Here is a 24358-nt window from a genome sequence, read left to right as displayed (position 1 = left end):
CCAGTCTGCAGCATCATGCCCATAGGGGCACGACGTGTGCGCGCTCGGCGATACGACGACGTTCATGATGGCCGAAGGGGCACGGCTCGTGCCCGGAAGGCGGCTCGGAGGGCCGCCGCGCACGACTCCGTTCGTTCGTAGCGTCGGGTACATGGCCATGGTCGCCGACATCGAGCCTGCCTCGCTGACGATCACCCCCGGGACGGCGGAGCGGTTCACGCTGACGATCCGCAACGAGGGCGAGGACGCCGAGACGTACCTCCTCTCGGCGGTCGGCGACGCCGCGGAGCATGTCGACATCGAACCGGACAGCCTGCTCGTCCAACCGGGAGAGACGGCCACCGCGACCGCGACGTTGCACCTCGAAGCCACGGGGGACCCGACGGCCGGCGAGCTGGCCGTCCGCTTCCAGGTCGTCTCGACCGACCGACCCGACGACGTCCTCGTGCTCGGCGCGATCGCGAGGATCCAGTCGTCGGGCGGCGTCGGCGGCGACGTCGACGCCGTGCTGTCACCGCCCACGATCGAGGGGCGCCGCAGCGCAGCCACCCTCATCGAGGTCGCCAACACCGGGAACGCCCAGGTCGACGCCGACGTCGCGGTCTCCGCCGCCAACCTGGAGTTCACCACCGACCGCCAGAGCGTGGCGCTCGCTCCCCGGTCGAGCGACGGCGTCGGGCTCAACGTGAAGGCCCGAGGCCTGCTGTGGCGGGGCGATCCGGTGCACCACGACTTCGCCGTCACGGTGGCGCCGAATGGTCAGCCGGCGAAAACGCTCGAGGGGACGTTCCGCCAGCTGCCCCTCCTGCCCGGCCGGACCTTCATCGGAGCGATCATCGCAGCGTGCGCGATCGGGCTGGCCGCGCTCGTCGGCCTCGGCGTGCTCGCGTGGAACGGCCTCACCGGCATCGCGGAGTCGGCGGCGATCAACGAGGCGCAGACGGAGACGCCCACCGACACGCCGGTGCTCGAGCCGGTGACCGTCGTCACGGAGCTGGATTCGCCGTCGGACCCCGATCCCGTCGATGGCATCGAGCTCGCCATCGCGGTCGACGCCGAGGAGGCTCCGGAGGATGCTCTCGTCGCCGTCGCGGTGTCGTGGCCGGACGAACTCGCCCTCGCCGGGGATACGTGCCTCGGATGGGCCGACTCGGCATCCGGCGACCTCAGGGACTCGGATGCACCCGGGCTGGTGCGGCCCGGGGATCGATGCCTGATCGATCCGGCGGCGTTCCGCGCCCAGGCCGACCTCGCGTTCACCGCTCCACCCGAGGGGTTCACGGGCACGATCACCGCACGGCCGCGCGAACTCGTGAGCTTGGACGACGGCAGGATCACCGAGGTCGATCCCGGGATCCGTCCGAGCGACACTGCGCAGCTCGAGATCGCGACCGAGCCACCGCCGTTCTGGATGGCGGTCGAGGCGTACCGGCCCGACCCCGAATCGAGCACACGCCTGTTCGTCCTCGCCGTGCACCGCACCGTCGACGCGAGCACCGAGGATGCGGAGTTCTCGTTCCGCATCTCGGCACCCGGGTTCGCCGACCCGCCGAATCTCTACGGCGCCTCGCTCCAGTACGGCGCGCCCGCCTGCATCCTCGTCCCCGAGGCGGATGTCTGCGTCGTGGACTTCCCGGCCGATGTCGCCCCGTTCGATCAGGGAAGCGGCAGGTGGGTCGGCGGCGCGCTCGAGACGCAGTACATCTTCATGTCGCTCCAGGTGCCGACCGACGGGTCGGCGTCAGGACTCGTCTCGTTCGAGCCGGTGGGGCTCACGCAGGGCGACCGGACGCTGGGCGAGGTCGAGGTCGCCGAGCTGGTCCCCCCGGTCTCCGGGCCGGTCGTGCTGGGCGCCGAGGTGTTCCCGGTCGACGCGCAGTTCGATCCCCCCGCCGCCGCACCCGGCGCCGAGGTGCAGGCGACCGTGAGGCTCACTCCCGCGATCTTCGACGACCGAACCGCAGCGGAGGACGGCTCCCGGCTGATCCGGGTGCACTTCGACTGGCCGGCCGACCTCGATCCGACCGCTGACCCGATCGGGTGTGCGAGCTATGACGGGCGCGAGCGCGTGTGCACGCTCGACGCGACTGCGACCGGCGAGATCGCCCCCATCCAGCTGACGTTCACCGTCGCCGAGGACGCATGGTTCGATGGAACGTTCGACGCCCACCTGTGGTCGAAGGCGAGCGTGGTCACCTACCCGCCCCAGGACGAGCGGGACCTCGCAGGGGGCGCCGCGGTGCCGGGCGGATGGCCGATCCGCTGGGAAGCGACGGAGGTCCAACCGCTCGAGTTCGAGTGAGCGGAACGGATGCCGCGACGCGGGTGGCCCGCGCGCGGCATCCGTTCGCCGTCGTGGTGTCGGCTACTTCACGGAACCGGCCGTGAGCCCGCCGACGATGTACTTCTGCAGGTACAGGAACAGCAGCACGACCGGCAGCGCCGCGATCACGGCGCCCGCCGAGAAGGCCGCCCAGTCGGCGTAGCGCGGGTTCGACACGAGCTTGGTGAGGCCGACGGCGAGCGTCTGCTTGTCGGTGTCGATGAGGATGACCGAGGCGACCACGTAGTCGTTCACCGAGAAGATGAACGAGAGCAGCGCGACGACCGCGAGGATCGGCGCGACGAGCCGGAGGATGATCGTGAAGAAGATGCGCGCGTGACCGGCTCCGTCGATCTTCGCGGCCTCGTCGATCGACGACGGGATCGTGTTGAAGAAGCCGTACATGAGGTACGTGTTCACGCCGAGCGCGCCGCCGAGGTAGACCATGATCAGACCGATGTGCGTGTTCAGGCCGATCGCGGGGAACCAATCGCTGATGGCGGTCATCACGAGGAAGATCGCGACCACGGCGAGCATCTGCGGGAACATCTGGATGACGACGATCGAGATGAGCCCGAAACGGCGGCCCGTGAACCGCATGCGCGAGAACGAGTACGCCGCGAGCGCGCCGAGGAACACCGTGAGCAGCGCGGTGACACCCGCGATGAGGATCGTGTTGCCGAACCACGCGGTGAACGGCACCTGCGGGTTCGTGAGGATCCGCGCGTACGCGTCGAAGCCGATCTCGGAGAACAGCGCGTTCGACCCGGTCAGCGTGCCGTCCGGGTTGAGCGACGACGAGATGACGAACACGATCGGGAACAGCGCGAACGCGACCATGACGATGCCGACGAGGTGGCGCCATCCGGTCGCCTTGAACCAGCGGCCGAAGCTGAACGGGCGCTTCTGCTGGACTCCGCGCGTCAGCTCGGGGTCGCCGCCCGCCTGCACGGCGGCGCGCTCCTCGTCGATCTCGCCTTGGAGGAGGCCGGCCTCGGTGCCGGACACGGGACGCGGGTCGGCCATCAGTTGATCTCCTCGAGCGACTTGGTGCGGCGGAAGGCGATGATCGAGATCACCGCGACCACGATGAAGATGATGATCGAGTACGCCGACGCGAGCCCGTAGTCACGGGTCTGGCCGGTGAACGCCACCTTGTAGACCATCGAGATCAGGATGTCGGTGAAGCCGACGGGTATCGGCGCGGCCGTGTCTCGCGGCCCTCCGTTGGTCAACATGTAGATCACGTTGAAGTTGTTGAAGTTGAACGCGAACGACGCGATGAGCAGCGGTGCGACGCTCACGAGCAGCAGCGGCAGCTTGATCAGGCGGAACACGTTCCACGAGCTCGCGCCGTCGACCTTCGCGGCCTCCTGCACGTCGTCGGGGATCGACTGCAGTGCACCCAGGCAGACGAGGAACATGTACGGGAAGCCGAGCCAGAGGTTCACGAGCAGCACGGATATCTTCGCGACGAACGGGTCGGTGAGCCAGGGCACGGATGCCCCGCCGAGGAGCACTTGGTTGATGAAGCCGAAGCTCTCGTTCATCATGCCCGCCCACACGAGGGCCGACAGGAACGACGGGATCGCGTACGGGAGGATCATCGCGATGCGGTAGGCCTTGCGACCGCGCATGCGCATGTCGTTGAACGTGATCGCGAGGAAGAGTCCGAGGAAGAACGTCGACGCGACCGAGATGAGCGCGAAGGCGAAGGTCCAGAGCGTCACGTAGACGAGCGGACCGGCCAGGCGCGGGTCGGTGACGGCGCGGATGAAGTTGTCGAACCCGACGACGATCTGCCAGCCCGGCCGAAGCTCGTCGCCGTTCTCGGCGACGAACGCGCCGGTCCCCTCGTCGCTGTAGACGACGCCGGTGTCGGTGTTCGTCATCGTGCCCGCGGCCTCGTCGTACTCGAGGTTCGACGTGTAGAGGTAGCCGTTCGAGCCGTCGGGTGTGCGGAGCGCGCCGTCGTTCGGGTCGTCGGAGGCGGGGACCGCGAGCTCGGTGATCTCGTCGGTGCGGGCGATGACCTCGCTGAACGAGAGGGTCGTCCAGCCGTCGACGGCGACGGCCTTGCCGTTCTCGAGTTCGGCGTTGTCGACCTCGGCGAGGGGCTGCTCCATGGTGCCGAGCTGCACGTCGCCGTCGGGGTCGGTGACGAGGAGGCCGAGCGTGCCGAGCTGGTCGACGACGGTGACCTGGAAGGTCGGCGAATCGGGCACGCGCTCGAGCGAGGCCGCCATGAGCGAGCTCACCGCCTGCTCCTTCGAGCCGTTGTGCCCGGTGCCGTAGTTCGTGAAGGCGACGTACCCCGTGTAGAGGAGCACGAACACCTGGAAGAGCGCGAGGAAGATCACGCCCGGGGTGAGGTACTTGGCCGGGAGCCGCCGGCGGGAGAAGTAGATCCAGTTGACGAAGGCCGTCACGGCGACGATGACGCCGAGCACGAGCCACTCGCGCTGCACCGCGAGGATGAAGATCGCGTAGACCGCGATCGCGTCCACGAGGCCCATCAGCACGAGCTTGATGATGAACGACTTCATGTTGCCGGATGCCGCGTCGGCGATCGAGGCCGCCTGGCGCTGACGTTTCGTCGGCTTCTTCACTGACTCGGCGTCGGCCGTGACGTCCTCGTCGATCATGCTGCCCATATTGCTCGCTCTTCTCGTCGAACGGGAGCGCTCCGGGCCGGACGCCTGCGCGGCATCCGACCCGGAGTGCTCAGCCGTTACTTGGCGTCGATCGCAGCCTGGACGTCGGCGGCGAGCTTCTCCCAGGTCGCAACCGGGTCCTCGCCGTTGATGATCGAGGCCTCGGCGATGCCCCAGTACTGCCACACCGAACCCATGGCGGGGATGGCGGGCATCGGCACGGCCTCCTCACCGACGGCCGCGAAGCCCTCGATGATCGGGTCGCTCGACGCGGTCTCGGCAGCCGACGAGAGCGCGGGCAGGATGTTTCCGGCCTCGAACAGCTCGAGCTGCACCTCTTCGGTGCCGATGTAGTTCACCAGGAAGTCGTTCGCGGCGACCTTGTTCTCCGACTCCGAGGAGACGAAGAAGCCCTTGACGCCGGCGAACGGCGAGGCGGGGTCCCCGGTCGGGCTGGGAACCTTGTCGATCGCGACGTTCACGCCGCCGTCGACCGCGGCGCCCACGTTCCACGGGCCGGTCAGCCAGAAGGCCGCCGTACCGTCGAGGAACGCCTGCTTGGCGATGTCGGCGTCGACGTCGGTGTTGAAATGTCCGGTTCCGGTCTTGCCGTGCGCACCCAGCCACTTGGCGAACTCGATGCCGCCTTCGTTGCCGAGCTGCAGGTCGGTCGGGTCGTAGCCTTCGTCGTTGGTGCCGAAGACCGGAGCGCCGAACGCCGTCTGGAACGGGTAGAGGTGGTAGGGGTTGCCCTCGGCGCCCTGCTCGACGACGAACGGCTGGTCGAGGCCGGCGTCGTTGCCCTTCTTGATCATGTCGTCCCAGCTGGTCGCGGCCTCGGGGACGAGGTCGGCGTTGCGCAGCACGGCGATGTTCTCGACCGCGTAGGGGAGCATGTAGACGGTGCCCTCGTAGGTGGCGGCGTTGATCGCCACGTCGAGGTAGTCGCCGGCCGAGTCGCCGAGCTCGAGCGGCGCGACGACGCCGTTCGTCGACAGCTCGCCGAGCCAGTCGTGCGCGCCCATCGTGATGTCGGGGCCCTCGCCGGTCGGGACCTGCTGGATGAAGTCGTCCTTGATGGTGGCGTTGTCCTTGCCGACGATCTCGACCTCGACGCCGGTCTCCTCGGCGTACGCGTCGGCCGCGCCCTGCACCGCGTCGACGCGCTCGGCGTCGACCCAGACGGTCAGCGTGCCGCCCTCGCCCGAGGCGCCGTTCTCGCCGTTGTCGGCATCGCCGCTCGCGCAGCTCGCGAGGCCCAGGGTCGCGACGACGGCGACGGCGCCGGCCGCGAACAGCTTCTTGTTCACCCGCATTGGTGTGTGCCCTTCTCAGTGTGCGTGAGATCGGCGCCTTCGCCTGGTGACCTGTGCACCGTGCTCGAAAGGCCGTTCTTCCGTTTGGATGTCGCTCGCAGTCGTGAATGCAAGCGGTTTCAGGTATACCCTGTCAAGGTCGCATTGACAACTCCGCGTTATCTGATCGATACCGCTTACTCAGGAAAGTGCGACCGGCCCCCATCTGCAAACGCTTTCAGATTGACCTAGGATCCCCTTCATGACTTCCGAATGGTGGCGCACCGCCGCGATCTACCAGATCTACCCCCGGTCGTTCGCCGACGCGAACGGCGACGGCATGGGCGACCTCGCCGGCATCCGCTCTCGCCTGCCCGAGCTGGCCGACCTCGGGGTCGACGCCATCTGGCTCTCCCCCTTCTACCCGTCGCCGCAGAAGGACGCCGGGTACGACGTCGCCGACTACTGCGATGTCGACCCGCTCTTCGGCACGCTCGCCGACTTCGACGACATGCTCGCCGAGGCCCACCGGTTGGGACTCAGGGTCATCGTCGACCTCGTGCCGAACCACTCCTCCGACCAGCACCCGTGGTTCCAGCAGGCGCTCGCCGCCGCGCCCGGCAGCCCCGAGCGCGCCCGCTACATCTTCCGCGAGGGCACGGGCGAGCACGGCGAGCTGCCGCCCAACAACTGGCAGTCCGTGTTCGGCGGCCCCATGTGGACCCGCGTGACCGAGGCCGACGGCACGCCCGGCCAGTGGTACCTGCACATCTTCGACAGCTCGCAGCCCGACTTCGACTGGACCGACGAGGAGGTGCGCGAGGAGTTCCGCCGCATCCTGCGCTTCTGGCTCGACCGGGGCGTCGACGGGTTCCGGGTCGACGTGGCGCACGGCCTCATCAAGGCCGACGGGCTCCCCGACTACACCCCGCCGGCCGATGCCGGGTCGATGGGCGGCAACGCCCACGGCCTCGAGGGCGGCGTGCCGCTCGAGCCCGAGATCCACGACGAGGGCGACGGCGCCCCCTACTGGGGCCAGGAGGAGGTGCACGAGGTCTACCGCGACTGGCGCACGCTGCTCGACTCCTACGACGGCGAGCGCATCCTCGCCGCCGAGGCGTGGGTCGACCCGCTCACCCGCGTCGCCAAGTGGGTGCGTCCCGACGAGATGCACCAGGCCTTCAACTTCGCGTACCTCGAGACGCCGTGGAGCGCACCCGCCCTCCGCTCGGTCATCGACCACTCGATCGAGACGTTCGGCGCGGTCGGTGCCCCGTCGACCTGGGTGCTCTCCAACCACGACGTGATCCGCCACGCCTCGCGCCTCGCCCTCGAGGCCGACAGCCTGCAGGGCCACGGCATCGGCCCGAAGAGCGCCGGGCTGCCCGACGCCGAGGTCGGCCTGCGTCGCGCCCGCGCCGCGACATCCGTGATGCTCGCGCTGCCGGGCTCGGCCTACGTCTACCAGGGCGAGGAGCTCGGCCTGCCCGAGGCGATCCACCTCCCCGACGAGGCGCGCCAGGACCCGACCTGGTTCCGCACCGACGGCGAGCGCTACGGCCGCGACGGATGCCGCGTGCCCATCCCGTGGGAGGCCGACGCCCCCTCGTACGGCTTCGGGCCGACGGATGCCGCGTGGCTGCCCCAGCCCGCCGAGTGGGCGTCGCTCGCGCGCGACCGCCAGCGCGGCGTGCCCGGGTCGACGCTCGAGCTGTACCGCACCGCGCTGCGCCTGCGCCGGTCGGAGTCGCTGGCGACCGGCGCCGTCGAGTGGCTCGACGGCTACGCCGACGACGTGCTCGCGTTCCGCAACGGCTCGGTCGTCGTGATCGGCAACACCGGCTCCTCGCCGGTCGCGCTCCCGGCGGGCGAGGTGCTGCTCGCGAGCGCCGACGTCTCGGGCGGCGAGCTGCCGGCCGACACGACGGTCTGGCTGCGCGCCTAACGCTCGTCGACGCACACGAGCGGGCGGATGCCGCGGCGTCCGCCCCCTCGTGATCCCGCCGCCCGACCTCCGGCCTCCGGCAGCTGACTGCCGGCTGCGTCTGCCGGCTGCGTCTGCCGCTCGCCGCCGCCCGCCCGGCGGTCGCGCACCGCAGGACGAGACGCCCCATCCCCTCCCCTGCGGCCGCATGACCCGTCCCATCCTGCAGCCCGAGCCCACAGCCCCGCGCACACCACCGGGCCGTCCCCGTACCGCAGGATCACACGCGACATCCCACCCCCAGCGCCCGCCTGACCCGCCCCATCCTGCAGTCCGCACCCACCCGACCCGCACGCCCCTCCGGGCTGTCCCCGTACCGCAGGATCACACGCGACATCCCACCCCCAGCGGCCGCCTGACCCGCCCCATCCTGCAGTCCGCACCCACCCGACCCGCACGCCCCTCCGGGCCGTCCCCGTACCGCAGGATCACACGCGACATCCCACCCCCAGCGCCCGCATGACCCGCCCCATCCTGCAGTCCGCACCGGCTGAACCCAGCAGGCGGTTTCGGCGCGGGTCCTGTCGAGCAGCCGCTCACGCGACCGGATGCCGCTTGGCCAGCGACTCCCCGGCCGATCGCTCATGTCGGCGTGCCCGCCGTCCCCAGCGGTGCTCGTCACGCTCGACGAGCGCGACGATGCCGGCCCGCACCTGGTCCCAATCGCCGGTGATCATCTTGTAGCTCAGCCGGAGGACGAGGTAGCCGCGCATCACGAGCTCGAAATCGCGGCGGCGATCCGCTTCGAACTCGTACCCGGTGTGGAATCCCTCGCCGTCGACCTCGATGACCAGCCGGTCTCCGACGAGCACGTCGACGCGTCCGACTCCAGGGATGCTCACCTGCGTGCGGTGCCGCACCCGGAGACCGCGCAGCAGCAACCGGACGATCGTCTCGATCCCGGACTGGCATCCGCGGTCCGCTCCATCGACGATGGCGTGCCGCGTGGACCCCAGCCTCCTTCGGAGTTCGGCGAGCGCGTCGTCGTCGATCCGACCGAGGTTGAGCGCCGAATCGACGGCGATGTGCGCGTCCAGGCGAGGAGCGCACCTCGCGAGTTCGGCGAGTGCGATCAGCAACGGATCTCGCGCTCCGACCACGCCGGACTCGGCTCGGTAATGCACGCACACTCCGTGCGCCGCCCTGTCCAGTGCGACTCTCCTTCCTCCGGTCTCGTCGGGCGGAAGGGGCGACCAGAGCCGTCCGGCGGTCTTGGGCACGCGGACGTGCAGCAGCGGGTCGGGGCGGCCCCAGAGCCCCTCGAGTCGAGCGACGGATGACGCGGTGAGACTCCCACCGACCCGTACGGCCCGCACCACGTCGGCGGGCGCGTCCGGGGTCGCGAACCACCAGGGACGCACCTGCAGGATCTCGCCCGCCTCGCGCGCGGCCCGCACCTGCTCCCGCGTGAACTCGAGAGCGTCGAGCTGCCGGAACGGCAGTGCACCGCCGCGTGCTCGGATGGCGCCGGCCACGGACTCATCAGGATTCTTCGCACCCACCAGCCGAGTGTGACGCCTCGTCCCGCCGCTCCGGGTGGGCCTGTGGAGAACCTGCGCGATCCGACCGATGCTCGACGCCGGCCGCACGCCCGGGTGCCGGCCGCACGCCCGGGTGCCGGCCGCTCGACCGTGCTTCGCCGTCCCTACGGCAGGACCAGACGCGGCATCCGCGCCCCACGGGCCGCACGAGCCGCCGCATCCTGCGGTACCGCGGGAGACGGCACCCGCCGACCGCCCGCACCACAGGACCAGACGCGGCATCCGCGCCCCACCGGCCGCATGAACCGCCGCATCCTGCGGTACCGAGCGAGACGGCACCCACCGACCGCCCGCACCACAGGACCAGACGCGGCATCCGCGCCCCACCGGCCGCATGAACCGCCGCATCCTGCGGTACCGAGCGAGACGGCACCCACCGACCGCCCGCACCACAGGACCAGACGCGGCATCCGCGCCCCACCGGCCGCACGAGCCGCCGCATCCTGCGGTACGCGGGCCTGTGGACGCATCCGAGGCCGGAGGATGGGGCGGATCCGAGTGCCACGGCCCGGCTGGTCGCGCGGTCGCGGGTGGCGCGGACGGGCGCGCGTGCGGTTGAAGAGGCGGGCGGCGGGGCGCGGCGGCGGGCGTGGGGCCGCGGCATCCGTCTAGTTCGTGTTCGCCCAGAGCCACTCGAGCGGGTCGACGTGCGTGCCGCCGACGCCGCCGATGCGGATCTCGAAGTGAAGGTGGGGGCCGGTCGACATTCCGGTGTTGCCCGTGTTGCCCACGACGTCGCCGACTCCGACGACGTCGCCGACCTCGAAGCGGCGCGTGCCGTACTGCATGTGGGCGTAGACGCTCGTGACGGTCTGGCCGTCGATGACGTGGTCGATCATGGTGACCGCGCCGAGCGACCCTCCCGCGTCGGTCGAGACGGACACGACGCCGTCGGCGATCGACTGGATCTCGGCACCGTCGCCCGGGTTGAAGTCCTGCCCGCGGTGGTTGGTCGAGCAGCCGGCGCAGTTGCGGTAGCCGAACCGGTCGCCGATGTGCACGCCGACCGCGAACGGCCACTGGATGGTGCCGAGCGGGTTGTTCGTGAAGGTCGCCTCGGGGCGGATGCCCGCCGCACGCGCGTACTCCTCGATGGTCTGCGCCTGGTAGTCCTCGCGCCCGATCGCGGCGGGGGCCGCGTCGCCGGTGATGTCGACGCGCTGGCCGTCGATCGTGACGATCGTGGTCTCGCTGAGCGCCATGGCCTGCACGTCGGCGGGCGAGAGCAGCGAGAGCGAGGGCACGGATGTCGCGATCGCAAGCAGTGCGACGAAGCCCATCGCCACGGTGCTCGCAACCCGCGTGGTGATCGCGCGGCGAAGCGAGCGGCTTCGCGTCGGGCGGGATGCGGCGGTCGAGTCGGGACGAGTCGCGGGTCCCGTGCGCCGGGCATGCGGGGCCGGAGACGGCGCGAACGGTCGTCCGGCGTTGCGGCCGCCGGGCGAGGCTGCGGCCGCATCCGGGGCGGCCGCCCGCGGCTCCTCGACCGGCGGACGACGGCGTTCCCGCGGCGGCTCGACGTCGAACTCGCGGAACTCGAGCCCCGCGGGGGCGCGGCCGGTGTTCGCGGCAGCCGAGAGCACTGCAGACAGGTCGTCGGTCGAGTCGGCTCGGAGGTCGCGCGGCCCGTCGCGGCGCGGCGCCGGCCGATCATCGAGCCGGGAGCCTTCGGCGAGTGGGCGCCGGTCTGCGGGGATCACGCGCGGCGCCTCGGGCCGCAACGTCCGCATCGACTCGGGACGCGCGGCGATCGAGTCGTGCTGGGCAGGACGCTCGCCGACCGGACGCTCGCCGACTGGGCGCTCGCCGACTGGGCGCTCGCCGACCGGACGCTGCTGCGCGGGACGCTCGCCGACCGGGCGCTCACCGATCGGTCGCTGCCGTGCAGGACGTTCACCCACCGGACGCTGCGGCGCCGATCGCTCATCCACCGGAAGCTGCTGCGCGGGGCGCTCACCGAGCGGTCGCTGCTGTGCAGGACGTTCACCCACCGGACGCTGCGGCGCCGAACGCTCATCTACCGGAAGCTGCTGCGCGGGACGCTCACCGACCGGACGCTGCCGTGCAGGACGCTCACCCGCCGGACGCTGCAGGTCCGGGCGCTCACCCACCGGACGTTGCTGCACCGCACGCTCACCCACCGCGCGTTCGCCGCCCGGATGCTGCGGCCCCGGCCGCTCACCCACCGGACGCGCCTGCGCGGGACGCTCATCGACGGGGCGGTCACCGACCGGACGCGGCCCCGCGGGACGGTCACCGACCGGGCGACCGGCGACAGGGCGCTGCAGTCGGGAGTCGGATCGCTCGGAGTAGGGGCGCTCGCCGGCGGGACGCTCGCCCATCGTCCGCTCGGCCGCAGGACGATCGCCAGTAGCGGCTCGCTCGGCGCGAGGCGGGGGCACCGGGCGCGGCTCGCGCGCCGGCGGGCGCTGCGGAGCCTGCTCCGGGCCGTGGTCGGACGGCGCGGATGCGGCGCGTCGGCCGGTGCGCGACGACGGCGCATCGTGACGCGCCTCGGCGACGCCATGCGGCTGCGCGGGCGCGCGGGTCTCGTGCGGGATCGGCCGCGAAACCTGCGCCGCCGCAGGCGTGCCGTGGGCGAGCTCGCCGCTGGTCGTGGCCGGGTCGCGCCGGAGGCGGCGCGGGACGAAGTCCCCGGTCGTGGTCGGCTCGGGGCGCGCAGACGGCGCGGAACCCGCGGACGGCGCCGGGTTCGCCGACGGCGCCGGCCGGGAAGCGGGCGCAGCAGGGGGCGCGACCGGCTCGCGGCGATCGCGGGGGCGCAGCGGGCCCGTGGCATCCGCTCTACCGGACCCGGACCGGGACCCGGACCCGGACGCGCGCACCGCAGCCGCCGATGGCACGGCACGCGCCCCTGGAGTCGACGCACTCGCCCCAGCGCCGCGCGGCGGCAGCAGCGATTCGAACGACCTGGCCCCGGAGACGCCGAAGGCCGAGTCCGTGCCGGCCCGAGGGCCGACCGGCTCGGCCGGAGGGGTGGAGCGATCCCGCAACTCGCGACGCGTCAGGGCTCGCGAAGGCCGCGAATGGGCCTGGGTGCCTGGCGTGAAACCGTCGGGCACGAGGGGGGACTCGGGCACGTGGGGGGCTTTCGGCTCGGTATCGGGGGATGCTTCGCCGTGGGGTTCGACCATCGGCCGAGGTCACGGATCGATAAAGCGTAACCGTTCGGTCGCCGGATCGCCATGTGGACGAAGTCCCCCGTGTCATCCGCCGCAAGGCTGTGGAGGAAGCGCGCCGACGCGCCACGGGCGGAGTTCAGTCCGCCGGCACCCCCGCCTCGCGCAGCAGCGCGGCGAGTTCGTCGTACACCGACGCCGCCGCCGCGAGCAGCAGCCGGTCGCTCTCCGGTCCCCCGTCCGGTCCGCCGACCCGCCCGCCGGCCTCGCGCACGATGAGCGCACCCGCGGCGTGGTCCCAGGGGTTCAGCCCCTGCTCGTAGAAGGCGTCGAGGCGTCCGGCGGCGACGGCGCCGAGGTCGAGCGCCGCCGACCCGATCCGGCGGATGTCGCGGATCCGCGGCAGCACGTGCAGCAGCGCCTCGGCCTGGGTGCGACGCCGGTCGACGGAGTACCCGAAGCCGGTGCCGACGAGCGCCTGGGCGAGCGACACGTCGTCGTTCACGCGCAGTTCGCGGTCGCCGAGGTGCGCTCCCCCGCCGGTCGCCGCCGAGAACACCTCAGCCGACACGGGGTTCACGACCACGCCCGCGAGCGCGTTCCAGTGCTCCGGGTCGGGCGGCCCGTCGACGACGCCGATGCTCACCGACCACGCCGGGATGTCGTACAGCAGGTTCACGGTGCCGTCGATCGGGTCGACGACCCAGTTCAGCCCACTCGTGCCGACGTGGGTGTCGTCCTCCTCGCCGAAGATGCCGTCGTCGGGCCGCGCGTCGAGGATCATCGACCGGATCCGGGCCTCGGTGTCGCGGTCGACGGCGGTGACGATGTCGGTCGGGGTCGACTTGGTGGCCTCGACGGCGATGCCGCGGCGGCGCTCCTCGAGGGCGGTCTCCGCGACGGTCAGCGCGATGCGTCGGGCGATGGCGAGCAGGTCTGCGGATGCCGCGTGGCCGGCGTCAGGCGTCATGGGCTCAACGCTACGCCCGCCGCGACATCCGCTTCGCCCCGTTGCGCCCGGCGACGAGCCGGCCGCCGAGGCCACAAACGACGAAAGCCCCGGTGAACCGGGGCTTTGCGGCGGTGGCGAGTGAGGGATTCGAACCCCCGAAGGCTATGCCAGCTGATTTACAGTCAGATCCCTTTGGCCGCTTGGGTAACTCGCCGTACACCCGGCCACGTTGTTCACACGACCGGGGGCCACACAAGGATACCCATGCGGCGGCGTGTCGAGAAATCGGGGCGGGCGGATGCCGCGGGGCCCGCGCCGGGCCCAGCTGATGCCGCATCGCGGGTGCCCGCGTGCGGCATCCGTTCACAGGTGGATGGGCATCGTGTCGTTCGGGCCGAGCTCGTCGCGTCGGCCGTCGCGGTACTCGTCGGGGCCGTCTTCGGGGTCGTGCGCCCGGTGGTGCTGGATCACCGGCGGCATGCCCGGCAGCGGCTGCGTGCCGTTGCGCACCGGGCCGCGGAGGCCGGCGCGGGCGATGACCCGCTGGATGGTGAGGTCGCGCTCGTTGGGCGCGCCCACGTAACGGATCTCCTTGAGGCCCTGCGTCTGCGCGGCCGACTCGAACACGAAGTGGCCGAACCCGAACATGCGGCCGACCACCGGCCGGTGCACGGAGATGTCGAGGATTCGCGCGAGGGGCATCGTCGCGATGTTCTGCGTGAGGATGCCGTGGACCCGGAACACGCGCATGTTGGTGATGACGAAGCGGTCCATCTGGGCCTGGAGGATGCGCCACATGCCCCAGACCGCGAGCGAGACCGCGCCGAGCGCCGGCACCCACCACGCCTGCGGCGGAACCCAGAACGCGATGATGAGCAGCGGCAGCGACGCGACGAGCAGCATCACGGGCTTCACGATCGCGGCCCAGTGCTTGGCGACCTCGTCGACGATCACCTCGCCTTCGTCGGCGATGAGGAACCGTTCGACCCGGGGGTCGAACAGGGTCCGCGCCTTCGGCATCACCTGCGGCATCCGTTCGCCGCTATCCCGCCGCCAGCGAGGTGAAGAACCGACCCACCGCCTCGACTCCGCCCCAGACGGCTGCGGCCGCGCCCTGCACGGCGCCCGCGGCGTCCTCCGGGCGGGTGACCATGTAGAACAGGGCGAAGACGACGACGAGACCCACGGCGATGCGCTTGACCCACTTCACGTGGAATTCCCTTCCGTAACGGTGCGGTGGGCAAGCCTGTCCCCCCGAATGGACGAGCCCTGAACCCTGCCTTACTACCCCAGAACGCGGGGCACGGCAATGCGCCACTCCGCGCGGCGATAGGATCGGATGCCGCCGGGCTGCATCCCGGGCAACCCGCGGCGGGCGAGGAGCGATGGCCGGCATCGAGGAAGTGGCGAAGCTCGCGGGGGTCTCCACCGCGACGGTCTCGCGTGCCCTGAGCGGCCGCGGACACGTCTCGCCGGCATCGAAGGCGAAGGTGGAAGAGGCCGCGGCCCTGCTCGGCTACGTCGTGTCGTCGAACGCGTCGAGCCTCGCGTCGGGTCGCACGCGCAACATCGGCGTGGTCATCCCGTTCCTCAACCGGTGGTTCTTCTCGTCGGTGCTCGAGGGCGCCCAGCAGGCGCTGCTGCGCCGCGGGTACGACCTGACGCTGTACAACCTGTCGGGCGACGGGCGCGAGCGGTCGAGCGTGTTCGAGCACTTCCTGCTTCGGCAGCGCGTCGACGCGGTGATCGCAGTGTCGCTCGAGCTGACCGAGGACGAGGTGCAGCGCCTGCACGACCTCGGCAAGCCGCTGGTCGGTGTCGGCGGGCCCATCCCGGGGGTGCGCACGCTCACGATCGACGACGTGGCGGTGGCGCGGCTCGCGACCGAGCATCTCATCGGGCTCGGGCACCGGCGCATCGCGCACATCGGCGGCGACCTCGAGTTCGACCTCGACTTCCACCTGCCCACGAACCGCCGCATCGGCTACGAGGGCGCCCTGCGCGACGTCGGCGTCGAGCCCGATCCCTCGCTGTTCGCGCCGGCCGACTTCACGATCCGCGGCGGGTACCACGCGGCGAAGCAGCTGCTGGGCCGCCCGCACGACCGTCCGACGGCGATCTTCGCGGCGTCCGACGAGATGGCGATCGGGTCGATCCTCGCGGCGCGCGACCTCGGCCTGGTCGTGCCGCGCGACGTGTCGATCATCGGCATCGACGACTACGACCTCTCCGACTTCTTCGGGCTCTCGACGGTGGCGCAGTTCCCGCGCGGCCAGGGCGAGAAGGCGGTCGAGATCCTGATGGAGCACCTCGAGCCGGGTCCGGATGCCGCGCCCGGAGCGTCGATGACGCAGCTGCCGTTCGAGCTGCGCGTGCGCTCGTCGACGGCGACGCCGCCCGAGGGCTGACGCCCGGCCCACCGGCGCCCTGTGCGGGTCGAGGAGCGCGCAGCGCGTCCCGAGACGCTGCTCCGGCCCCGTGGCATCCGTTCACCCCCTCGCTAGACTGGCGCGCATGGCAGATTCGACGTTCGACATCGTGAGCAAGGTCGACAAGATGGAGGCCGAGAACGCGGTCAACCAGGCCCGCAAGGAGATCGATCAGCGCTACGACTTCAAGGGCGTGGGCGCGTCGGTCGAGTGGTCGGGCGAGAAGATCCTGCTGAAGGCGAGCTCCGAGGAGCGCGTCAAGGCCGTGCTCGACGTGGTGCAGTCGAAGTTCATCAAGCGCGGCATCTCGCTGAAGTCGCTCGACTCGGGCGAGCCGTACGCGTCGGGCAAGGAGTTCCGCATCGAGATCGCCCTGAAGAACGGCATATCGCAGGAGAACGCGAAGAAGATCGGCAAGATCATCCGCGACGAGGCACCCAAGTCGGTGAAGTCGCAGATCCAGGGCGACGAGCTGCGCGTGCAGTCGAAGAGCCGCGACGACCTGCAGGAGACCATCCGCATCCTCAAGGCCGCCGACCTCGACGTCGACCTGCAGTTCGTCAACTTCCGCTAGTCGCGGTCGCGTCGGCGGCGAGCGGATGCCGCGGCGCCGGGCATCCCGCTCCCCTCAGCCCTGCGGCGCGTAGCCGCGCAGCCAGCGCGTGATCGCGACGTAGGCGGCGGTGCGGGCCGGCTCGCGCGAGAGGAACACGTCGTGCAGCGCGCCATCGATCCGCACGATCGTGACCTCGGTGCCGAGGTCGATCGCATGCCTGGCGATGTCGTCGACGACGAGCACCGTGTCGGTGGTCAGCATCGCGTCATCCCACCGCGGCTGGAACGTGGAACGAGCCGACAGCAGCGTCAGCACCGGCACGCCCACATCGATTCCGGCATCGATCGCGGCATGTCCGGCGAGGATCGCCGTGAGCCAGGCCGGATGGATCGGGAACCCCCGATCGGGCCGCAGGCGGTGGTCGTACTCCCACTCTCCGTCGAACTCGCGCGCGATCGAGCGGGCATAGAAGCCGCGGTCGATGTTGGGCAGCGGGCGCGTGGGGTTGACGCGGGCCCCGAACTCGATGACCGGCGAGATCGCCTGCCGTCCGATCCCCCTCAGCTGGAACTCGAGCCACGGGCTGTTGAGCACGAGCGCGGCGGCGCGCCCGGTGTTGCGGGCCGCCCACAGGCTGAGGATGAGCCCGCCGGTCGAGTGCCCCATGAGGATCAGCGGCCGCCCGCCGGAGTCCATTGCGGCGAGCGCGGCCTCGAGGTCGGCGTCGTACGCGGCCAAGTCGGTGACGTACGCGGGCGTCTGCCCCTCCCGCAGGCTGCGCCCGTACTTGCGCAGGTCGAGCGCGAAGAAGCGTGCTCCCGCGTCGGCCCAGAACCGGGCGATCTCGGGGTTGAAGAAGTAGTCGCTCCACCCGTGCACGTACAGCACGTCGGCACCGGATGCCGCGGGCGGGGCTTCCGGCTCGGGTGCGGGTTCCCACGGCCAGGGCCACCGGCGCTCGCGCCTCGCCATACGCGGCTCTGGCACGTACCGGACGAGCGTCGCGACGACCTCGCCCTCGTCGTCCTCGCCGAGCGGCAGCGTGAGCTGCTCGAAGTCGGGCCCGAGGATGTCGGGTTCCCACCTCGCCGCCTCGGCCGTCCCCGGCGTCGGCTCGGCGGTCGCGGTTCCGTCCCCGTCCATGCCGCCAGCCTAGGCAACGAATGTCAGTGACACCCGCTTCTGCCCAGCTCCGCGTCGAGCGCGGCGGCGTGGCGGTTATGATCTAGCCCGGGGGCCCGATCCAGCGGCCGGATGTCCATCGGCAAGACCCCCCGAAACGTTTTCCCCGAACCACCGGAGGACCCCCCATGCGGCTGCGTGAACAACTGCGATCTATCGACGTCGAGCGCGTGGTCCTCGTCCCCGTCTTGGTGTTCCTGCTGTGCCTGACGATCTTCTCGCTGGTCTCGAATGCAGATCGTCACGCGGCTTCTGGCCTCGCGGGCGCTCTCTACTTGATTTACCTGGCCCTCCTGATCGCCTTCTACGTCATCGCGGTGCTCCTCCTGATCATCAGGACCCCGGCCAAGGCCGAGAGCACTGGATTCGCCCCGCGGGCCGCGGCCTATCTGGGGACGTTCCTTCCCATGGCCCTCGCATTCGTGGGCGGCTCCGAGGTCCCGGATGGCGTGGCCATCTTCGCGGTCGCGCTCATGACGCTGGGAATGGCGTTCACCGTCTATTCCCTCGCCGTGCTGGGCCGGAGCTTCGGTGTGGAGGCGAAGGTGCGGACGCTCGTGCAGCACGGCCCCTACGGCGTCATCCGGAACCCGCTGTACGTCGGCGAGATCATCGTGCTCGCCGGCGCCGTGTGCTTCTCGCCGAGCTGGGCGAAGGTCGGGATCCTCGTGCTCGTCGGCGTCATCCAGGTGTACCGCGCGATCCAGGAGGAGCGGCTGCTCGAGGCGCACGTCCCGGAGTATGCGGCGTACAAGCTTCGGACGAAGCGCTTCGTGCCCGGCCTGTTCTGAGCCTGAATCTCCGGTCGAACGCCGACTCCCGGCTACACGAGAATGGGCCGCTCGACGGCCCGTTCGACGGCCGTGTGGTGCAGTCAGTTGAACGCTGCCATCCAGCCGATCACGGCGGGCGTGAGGATCACGATGAAGAGCACGGGCAGGATGCAGAAGACGAGCGGGAAGACGATCTTCACCGGGATCTTCATCGCCTGCTCCTCGGCGCGCTGACGCCGCTTGATGCGCATCTCACCGGCCTGCACGCGGAGCACGTCGGCGATCGCCACGCCGTACGCGTCGGCCTGCTGCACCGCCCGGACGAACCGGCGGAGGTCCTCGCTGTTCGTCCGCTGCTCGAGGGCCGCGTACGCGTCACGGCGCGTGCGCCCGATGCTCATGTCCTGCAGCGTGCGGATGAGTTCCTCGGCCATCGGGCCACGCCCGTTGCGGCCCGCCTTCGCCATGGCGGCATCGAAGCCGAGGCCAGCCTCGACGGCGATCGTCATCTGGTCCAGCGTGTCGGGCAGCGCCAGCTGGATCGCCTTCTGGCGGTCGTGCGCGCGGCTGTTGATGAGCACGTCTGGGATGAAGAAGCTGAGGATCAGGGCCGCGAAGGCGAGCAGGAACCGGATCGGCGCGGGGCCCGAGGAGATGAACAGCCAGCCGAGCACCAGGACGGTGATCACGAGGATGATCTTCCAGACGAAGATCTTCGTGACGGACCAGCTCTCGGGGCGGCCCGCGTAGATGATCTGGCGCTCCAGCCAGCCGATGTAGCCCTTCGGGGCCGCGCTCACGAGACTTTCGGAGAAGGAGGCGCGCTGAACCGGCTCAGTGGTCTCGGCGCCTGCCGCCTCGACCGTCTTGACCCTGCCGGCGCCGATGAGGAACCAGGCGACGAGGCCGATGGAAACGCCGACAGTGAGCGCCGCGATCAAGCCGATGTACTGCATTGCGGGCTCCTAGAACTTCACGCGGACGGTGGCGAACATCCAGATGGTGCCGACGACCAGCAGGACGAACGCGAGGAAGAGGGCGATCCATCCGATCAGGCTGGTGAACATCGGCGCGAAGTAGGCGGGCTGAACCCAGAGGAGGAACAGGAACACGGCGATCGGCAGCACGACGAGGATGATCCCCGAGAGCCGACCTTCCGCGCTCAGGGCGCTCACCTGCCGGCGTATCTGGTTGCGCTCGCGGATGGTGTTCGCCGCCTGGTCGAGGACCTCGGCCAGGTTGCCGCCCGCCTCGCGATTGATCGCGATGGCTTGTGCGACCCAGGAGAAGTCGTCGCTCTGCATGCGCTCCGCGGTGACCGCGAGCGCCTCGCCCAGGTCGCGGCCGAGCCTGGTCTCGTTGACCACGCGAGTGAACTCCTCGGACGTCGGCGCGTCCGCTTCTCGTGACACGGAGTCGATGGCGCGGAGCAGGCTGTGCCCCGCCCGCAGACCGCCGGAGAGGAGCTGCAGCGTGTCGTCGAGTTGGAATCCGAACTTCGCTCGGCGCTGACGTGTCCGTACGGACACGACGATCTGGGCCACGACGAATGCGACCGCGCCGAACACCAGGGCCAGGGGTACCGACCAGAAGGTGCCCCAGCCGAGCACGAAGCCGATCATGCCGAGTACGGCGGCGGCCGCAATGGTGACGACGGTGTATCCGGCTGGTTCCAGCTTGATGCCCGCCTGCTCGAGGCGGTAGCGGCGCATGCTGTCGTCGCGTCCGCGTGTCGCCGACTCGACGGCGGACACCGTGCGATCTGCGAGGCGGGTCAGTGCAGAGTCGGGCTCGTCGCCCGGCGCAATACGCCGGCTCTTGCTGACGCGCGGAGCGGCGGGGAAGAACACGAACAAGACGAGCACGAGCAGGGCGAGCAGCGTGATCGCGACTCCGAAGATGAGGAGAAGCGGACTCATCAGAACTCCCGCGACAGTCGGACCTCGGGCTGGAAGACCGACATGGGCAGCGCGATCCCCTCGTCCGCGAGCCGCTCGGCGAACCGGGGCCGCACCCCGGTCGCCGCCGCGTGCCCGCGGAAACGGCCGTGCTCGTCGATGCCCGCCGAGTAGTCGAAGGCGAACGCGTCCTGGAGCGTGACGATGTCGCCCTCCATGCCCTGCACCTCGGTGACGTGCGTGATGCGACGAGTGCCGTCCTTGAGGCGGCCGATCTGGATGATGATGTCGATCGCCGACGCGATCTGCTCGCGGATGGCCCGAAGCGGGAGATCCATGCCCGCCATGAGCACGAGCGTCTCCATGCGGGAGATCGCGTCGCGCGGAGAGTTCGCGTGGATGGTCGAGATCGATCCCTCGTGACCCGTGTTCATCGCCTGGAGCATGTCGAGGCTCTCACCGCCGCGGACCTCGCCGATGACGATGCGGTCGGGCCGCATGCGCAGCGAGTTGCGGACGAGTTCGCGGATGGTGACCTCACCACGACCCTCGATGTTCGCGGGGCGCGACTCCAGGCGCACTACGTGGTCCTGCTGGAGCTGGAGTTCGACGGCGTCCTCGATCGTGATGATGCGCTCGGTGGACGGAATGAACGCGGAGAGGACGTTGAGCAGCGTCGTCTTGCCGGTGCCGGTGCCGCCGGAGACGAGGATGTTCAGGCGGCCCCGGACGGCGGCATCCATGACCGTCGCCATCTCGCGGGTCATCGTGCCGAACGTCACCAGGTCCTCGACCGTGTACGGCGTGCGCGCGAACTTGCGGATCGTGAGCGAGGGCCCGTTGACCGCGAGGGGCGGGATGATCGCGTTGACGCGCGAGCCGTCCTCGAGGCGGGCGTCCACGAGCGGCGAGGATTCGTCGATGCGGCGGCCGACCCGGGAGACGATCCGGTCGATCACGCGACGCAGCTGGGCCTCGCTCGTGAACCGCAATGCCGATTCGCTCAGCCGGCCCTCGCGCTCCACGTACACCTGGTCATGGCGGTTGACCATCACCTCGGTGATGGTCGGGTCCTCGAGCAGGGTCTCGAGAGGGCCGTACCCGAGGACATCGGCCGCGATGTCGTCGATGAGCCGATACCGTTCCGCCGCGGTGAGCGCGGTCTGCTCGGCGGCGACGATCTGGCCGAGCTCCGAACGCGCGAGCGCGTGCAGCTTCTCCTCCGTCATCGTCGAATCGTTCAGGCGCGAGCCGATGCGCGCGAACAGCTCCTGGGCCGCAGACTCTTTGAAGGCGGCCAAGGGATCCTCGTGGTGCTCGATCACGGCGGGTGCGAGGATCACCGCCTCCGGCGGCAGCGTCTCCTCGTCGACCTGCAGGCCGACGTTCCCGCGGTCCTCGGTCATGGGTTCCGGTGCGACCGGGGGCTCCGGTGTGCGACGGATACCGCGAGCGGCGTCGAGTCGTTCGTTCAACCTCATTCTGCGGCCGCCTTTCTGTTGGTGCGTCGGCGTCGGGCATGAGCTGAGGGGTCGATCCGGAGGACCAGGTCGCGGAGCGCGACGGCGGCGTGATCCTTCGGGTCATCGAGCAGCAGCGGGACGCCACGATTGCTCGCAAGGAGTACCGCCGTGGATCTCGGCATCACGACGTTCATCTGCGCGCCCGCGATGCGCTCGGCGTCGCGGACGGTCAGTCCGCTGTGCTTCTCGGTGAAGTTGAGCACCATGTGGCGGTTCGGCGGGAGCAGGGCGATCTGCTGGAGGAGCTCGAGCTCCTTGCGCATCGCGCGAAGGCTGGGGACGCCCATGTTCGTAACGAAGACCGCGTCGGTCGAGCTCTCGATGACGGCGAGCGTGTGCTCGTCGAGACCGGGCGTCGTGTCGACGATGACGTATCGGAAGATCTGGGTGAGCTGGCGGAGCAGCACGCCGAGCTGCTGCGGTGAGACCTCGTCGCCCGTCTCGGGGCTCGCCGCTCCCGGGATGATGTAGAAGCCCGCCGCGTGACGGGAGAGGAACGTCTTCAGGGCGAGCTCATCGCCGGCGGCGGCGACCTGGACGGCGTCGACCAGCGTGTGCGTCGGATCGAGGTCGAGCGCGGCCGCGATGTCGCCGAACTGCACGTCGGCGTCGACGAGCACGACCGAGTTGGGCGCGGCGGACGCCAGTCCCGCGGCGAGGTTCACCGACACGGTGGTCTTGCCCTGCCCGCCCTTCGGTGCCACTACGGCGATGACGTCGGAGCGAGCCCCCTCGGGCAGTTCGGCAGGGAAGAGCCATTCCGGCTCCGCGTGCTCTTCGGGCGCGGGCGGTTGCGGCGCCGCCTCGAGGAGGGCGGCGAGACCGGTCGGTTCGGCTGTCGGCTCGAGCGATGCCGTCTCGGCGGGCGCCTCCGAGTCGCTCGCGGCGGAGTCGTCTTCCTGGCGCGGTTCCTCGACTGAGACATAGGCCCGATCGCCCCAGTCGCCGGACGCCGCGTCGATGTCATGCACCTGTGCAAGCCAGCCCTTGAGGCGATCGAACAGGGCGCGCGTGACCGGCTCGCTCGCATCAGGGGCGAGCACGGCGTGGAGCCGCATCCCGTCGACCCAGTCCTCGAGGTCGGCCCGCTGCTCCCGGACGACGATGATGCCGACTTGTGGAAAGCGCTCGGTGAGTGACTCGACGAGTTGCCGTGTCTCCTCGTAGTTGAGGACTGGCCCCAGCAGCGCAATGTGCGGTGTCTGATCCGGGATCTGCGACAGCACCTGCTCAACGCCGAAGCTCAGGTATTCGCCGGCGACGCTGGCAAGCTCGCTGCCGAGCATCGAGCCGAGGCGGACCTCGTACTCGACACTGCGGCTGATGAGCAGATAGCGCGTCACGGGAGGATGTTCGCCGGTCCGATGAGCTGAGAGCCGTCGACGCTGGTGCCCTCGTTCTGCAGCGTGAGCCAGACACCTGCGAGGTCGTCTTCCTGCATCTCCCGCGCCCAGACGAGCTTCTCGATCTGCGGGGCCGTCATCGCGACGGTCACCATGATGTTCTGCACCGCGCTCGTGGTCTCCTCGCCCTCCTCGGGCGTGTAGGTCGAGCCGGCCTTCACCCGCGTGACGAGCACCTGGTTGTCGATGAACCTGGTGCCGGGGATCGTCGTCGCCGCCCCCTCCTGCGTGGGCGGCCCCGGCTGGAGCTTGTTGGTGACCACGATGCCGATCCTGCTCCCCGGCTGGATGGCGCCGCCCACGACGCGCTGCACCTCAAGCGCGACGGTGACCTCCTGCATGCCCTCGGGAACGGGCACGTCACCCTGTGCCGCGAGCACGGCCGGATCGATGAATCGGTCCTCCCGCAGTTGGTCGCCCGGCAGGAGCTCGGCGGCCGTGACCAGCCCGACGAGATCAGCCAGGTCCGTGACGCGGTCCTCGGCGACCGAGATCGCGGGCAGCTCGGTACGCGAGATGAGCTCTTCGATCTCCTCCGCGGGGGTGCCCTCGGGGATGTTTTCGTCGACGACGTACACGTCCACGAATTCCGCACCCTCGGCCGCCCGCTGGTCGGCGCCGCGCACGTAGCCCACGAGGACGACGGTACCGACGATGGCGAGGACGAGCGCGACGATCGCGCCGATGATGCGTGTCTTCATGTGT

The 24358-nt window shown here is 70.4% G+C and carries 20 protein-coding genes and 1 tRNA gene; 6 read left to right on the top strand and 15 right to left on the bottom strand.

Annotated features, from left to right (window positions below; genetic code table 11):
- Positions 1-34: 34 nt before the first annotated feature.
- Positions 35-2302: a COG1470 family protein gene (locus ACULK4_RS01855; RefSeq protein ID WP_501043351.1), complete on the top strand. Its 2268-nt coding sequence runs from the start codon at positions 35-37 to the stop codon at positions 2300-2302.
- A 63-nt stretch (positions 2303-2365) separates the two neighbouring features.
- Here the strand turns inward: ACULK4_RS01855 and ACULK4_RS01850 are convergent, their stop codons facing one another.
- The 3 genes from ACULK4_RS01850 to ACULK4_RS01840 all read right to left on the bottom strand — a co-directional run bounded on the left by ACULK4_RS01850 (position 2366) and on the right by ACULK4_RS01840 (position 6293).
- Positions 2366-3349 carry a sugar ABC transporter permease gene (locus ACULK4_RS01850; RefSeq protein ID WP_445964757.1) on the bottom strand — a complete coding sequence of 328 codons (984 nt, stop codon included), beginning with the start codon at positions 3347-3349 and terminating at the stop codon, positions 2366-2368.
- Positions 3349-4968, bottom strand: coding sequence for an ABC transporter permease subunit (locus ACULK4_RS01845; protein ID WP_445964756.1), 1620 nt, complete (start codon positions 4966-4968; stop codon positions 3349-3351). Before ACULK4_RS01845 ends, ACULK4_RS01850 begins: the two co-directional genes overlap by 1 nt.
- A gap of 86 nt (positions 4969-5054) precedes the next feature.
- Positions 5055-6293 (bottom strand): sugar ABC transporter substrate-binding protein, encoded by a 1239-nt coding sequence (locus ACULK4_RS01840; RefSeq protein ID WP_445964755.1) that lies wholly within the window; start codon positions 6291-6293, stop codon positions 5055-5057.
- 241 nt (positions 6294-6534) lie between these two features.
- On the opposite strand from ACULK4_RS01840, the gene ACULK4_RS01835 reads away from it, so the two are divergent.
- Positions 6535-8217, top strand: coding sequence for a glycoside hydrolase family 13 protein (locus ACULK4_RS01835; RefSeq protein ID WP_445964754.1), 1683 nt, complete (start codon positions 6535-6537; stop codon positions 8215-8217).
- Positions 8218-8792: 575 nt separating this feature from the next.
- Here the strand turns inward: ACULK4_RS01835 and ACULK4_RS01830 are convergent.
- Positions 8793-9758: an endonuclease domain-containing protein gene (locus ACULK4_RS01830; RefSeq protein ID WP_445964753.1), complete on the bottom strand. Its 966-nt coding sequence runs from the start codon at positions 9756-9758 to the stop codon at positions 8793-8795.
- A 647-nt stretch (positions 9759-10405) separates the two neighbouring features.
- The gene (locus tag ACULK4_RS01825; RefSeq protein ID WP_445964752.1) at positions 10406-11497 is read right to left on the bottom strand and encodes a M23 family metallopeptidase; all 1092 of its coding nucleotides are present in this window, start codon (positions 11495-11497) and stop codon (positions 10406-10408) included.
- A gap of 57 nt (positions 11498-11554) precedes the next feature.
- Between ACULK4_RS01825 and ACULK4_RS01820 the strand changes: the two genes are divergently transcribed.
- Positions 11555-12982 carry a hypothetical protein gene (locus ACULK4_RS01820; RefSeq protein WP_501043350.1) on the top strand — a complete coding sequence of 476 codons (1428 nt, stop codon included), beginning with the start codon at positions 11555-11557 and terminating at the stop codon, positions 12980-12982.
- 94 nt (positions 12983-13076) lie between these two features.
- Here ACULK4_RS01820 and ACULK4_RS01815 read toward each other — a convergent pair whose 3' ends face one another.
- The 4 genes from ACULK4_RS01815 to ACULK4_RS01800 all read right to left on the bottom strand — a co-directional run bounded on the left by ACULK4_RS01815 (position 13077) and on the right by ACULK4_RS01800 (position 15099).
- Complete coding sequence (locus ACULK4_RS01815) at positions 13077-13907, bottom strand: inositol monophosphatase family protein (RefSeq protein ID WP_445964751.1); 831 nt, start codon at positions 13905-13907, stop codon at positions 13077-13079.
- 114 nt (positions 13908-14021) lie between these two features.
- Positions 14022-14103, bottom strand: a tRNA-Tyr gene (locus ACULK4_RS01810).
- 149 nt (positions 14104-14252) lie between these two features.
- Positions 14253-14921 carry a PH domain-containing protein gene (locus ACULK4_RS01805; protein WP_445964750.1) on the bottom strand — a complete coding sequence of 223 codons (669 nt, stop codon included), beginning with the start codon at positions 14919-14921 and terminating at the stop codon, positions 14253-14255.
- A gap of 10 nt (positions 14922-14931) precedes the next feature.
- A complete protein-coding gene (locus ACULK4_RS01800) occupies positions 14932-15099 on the bottom strand; it encodes a hypothetical protein (RefSeq protein ID WP_445964749.1) in 168 nt (55 codons plus the stop codon).
- 175 nt (positions 15100-15274) lie between these two features.
- Here ACULK4_RS01800 and ACULK4_RS01795 point away from each other — a divergent pair, with 175 nt between their 5' ends.
- Both ACULK4_RS01795 and ACULK4_RS01790 read left to right on the top strand, forming a co-directional pair.
- Positions 15275-16297, top strand: coding sequence for a LacI family DNA-binding transcriptional regulator (locus tag ACULK4_RS01795; protein WP_445964748.1), 1023 nt, complete (start codon positions 15275-15277; stop codon positions 16295-16297).
- A gap of 106 nt (positions 16298-16403) precedes the next feature.
- The gene (locus ACULK4_RS01790) at positions 16404-16892 is read left to right on the top strand and encodes a YajQ family cyclic di-GMP-binding protein (protein ID WP_445964747.1); all 489 of its coding nucleotides are present in this window, start codon (positions 16404-16406) and stop codon (positions 16890-16892) included.
- A 54-nt stretch (positions 16893-16946) separates the two neighbouring features.
- On the opposite strand, the gene ACULK4_RS01785 is transcribed toward ACULK4_RS01790, so the two are convergent.
- Positions 16947-18017 carry an alpha/beta hydrolase gene (locus ACULK4_RS01785; protein ID WP_445964746.1) on the bottom strand — a complete coding sequence of 357 codons (1071 nt, stop codon included), beginning with the start codon at positions 18015-18017 and terminating at the stop codon, positions 16947-16949.
- Between the two features lie 167 nt (positions 18018-18184).
- Here ACULK4_RS01785 and ACULK4_RS01780 point away from each other — a divergent pair, with 167 nt between their 5' ends.
- A complete protein-coding gene (locus ACULK4_RS01780) occupies positions 18185-18847 on the top strand; it encodes a methyltransferase family protein (protein ID WP_445964745.1) in 663 nt (220 codons plus the stop codon).
- 83 nt (positions 18848-18930) lie between these two features.
- Here ACULK4_RS01780 and ACULK4_RS01775 read toward each other — a convergent pair whose 3' ends face one another.
- The 5 genes from ACULK4_RS01775 to cpaB are packed head-to-tail and all read right to left on the bottom strand — an operon-like array spanning position 18931 to position 24354.
- On the bottom strand, positions 18931-19785 hold the full coding sequence (locus ACULK4_RS01775) for a type II secretion system F family protein (protein ID WP_445964744.1): 855 nt from the start codon (positions 19783-19785) through the stop codon (positions 18931-18933).
- Between the two features lie 9 nt (positions 19786-19794).
- Positions 19795-20748, bottom strand: a complete 954-nt coding sequence (locus ACULK4_RS01770) for a type II secretion system F family protein (protein ID WP_445964743.1) — start codon at positions 20746-20748, stop codon at positions 19795-19797.
- Positions 20748-22208 carry a TadA family conjugal transfer-associated ATPase gene (locus ACULK4_RS01765; RefSeq protein WP_445964742.1) on the bottom strand — a complete coding sequence of 487 codons (1461 nt, stop codon included), beginning with the start codon at positions 22206-22208 and terminating at the stop codon, positions 20748-20750. The genes ACULK4_RS01770 and ACULK4_RS01765 overlap by 1 nt, the downstream gene beginning before the upstream one ends.
- Entirely contained in the window at positions 22205-23593 is a 1389-nt protein-coding gene (locus ACULK4_RS01760; RefSeq protein WP_445964741.1) for a CpaE/TadZ family protein, read from the bottom strand. The genes ACULK4_RS01765 and ACULK4_RS01760 overlap by 4 nt, the downstream gene beginning before the upstream one ends.
- Positions 23590-24354: a Flp pilus assembly protein CpaB gene (cpaB, locus tag ACULK4_RS01755; protein ID WP_445964740.1), complete on the bottom strand. Its 765-nt coding sequence runs from the start codon at positions 24352-24354 to the stop codon at positions 23590-23592. Before cpaB ends, ACULK4_RS01760 begins: the two co-directional genes overlap by 4 nt.
- Positions 24355-24358: the final 4 nt, after the last annotated feature.

The sequence above is a fragment of the Agromyces selenitireducens genome, from assembly GCF_052748465.2.
This window is presented reverse-complemented; position numbering and strand designations above follow the sequence as displayed.

Coding starts and splice junctions, on each gene's coding strand:
- ACULK4_RS01850 (WP_445964757.1), bottom strand. CDS start 3,349: ATGGCCGACCCGCGTCCCGTGTCCGGCACCGAGGCCGGCCTCCTCCAA.
- ACULK4_RS01845 (WP_445964756.1), bottom strand. CDS start 4,968: ATGATCGACGAGGACGTCACGGCCGACGCCGAGTCAGTGAAGAAGCCG.
- ACULK4_RS01840 (WP_445964755.1), bottom strand. CDS start 6,293: ATGCGGGTGAACAAGAAGCTGTTCGCGGCCGGCGCCGTCGCCGTCGTC.
- ACULK4_RS01835 (WP_445964754.1), top strand. CDS start 6,535: ATGACTTCCGAATGGTGGCGCACCGCCGCGATCTACCAGATCTACCCC.
- ACULK4_RS01815 (WP_445964751.1), bottom strand. CDS start 13,907: ATGACGCCTGACGCCGGCCACGCGGCATCCGCAGACCTGCTCGCCATC.
- ACULK4_RS01805 (WP_445964750.1), bottom strand. CDS start 14,921: ATGCCGCAGGTGATGCCGAAGGCGCGGACCCTGTTCGACCCCCGGGTC.
- ACULK4_RS01795 (WP_445964748.1), top strand. CDS start 15,275: ATGGCCGGCATCGAGGAAGTGGCGAAGCTCGCGGGGGTCTCCACCGCG.
- ACULK4_RS01790 (WP_445964747.1), top strand. CDS start 16,404: ATGGCAGATTCGACGTTCGACATCGTGAGCAAGGTCGACAAGATGGAG.
- ACULK4_RS01785 (WP_445964746.1), bottom strand. CDS start 18,017: ATGGACGGGGACGGAACCGCGACCGCCGAGCCGACGCCGGGGACGGCC.
- ACULK4_RS01780 (WP_445964745.1), top strand. CDS start 18,185: ATGCGGCTGCGTGAACAACTGCGATCTATCGACGTCGAGCGCGTGGTC.
- ACULK4_RS01775 (WP_445964744.1), bottom strand. CDS start 19,785: ATGCAGTACATCGGCTTGATCGCGGCGCTCACTGTCGGCGTTTCCATC.
- ACULK4_RS01770 (WP_445964743.1), bottom strand. CDS start 20,748: ATGAGTCCGCTTCTCCTCATCTTCGGAGTCGCGATCACGCTGCTCGCC.
- ACULK4_RS01765 (WP_445964742.1), bottom strand. CDS start 22,208: ATGAGGTTGAACGAACGACTCGACGCCGCTCGCGGTATCCGTCGCACA.
- cpaB (WP_445964740.1), bottom strand. CDS start 24,354: ATGAAGACACGCATCATCGGCGCGATCGTCGCGCTCGTCCTCGCCATC.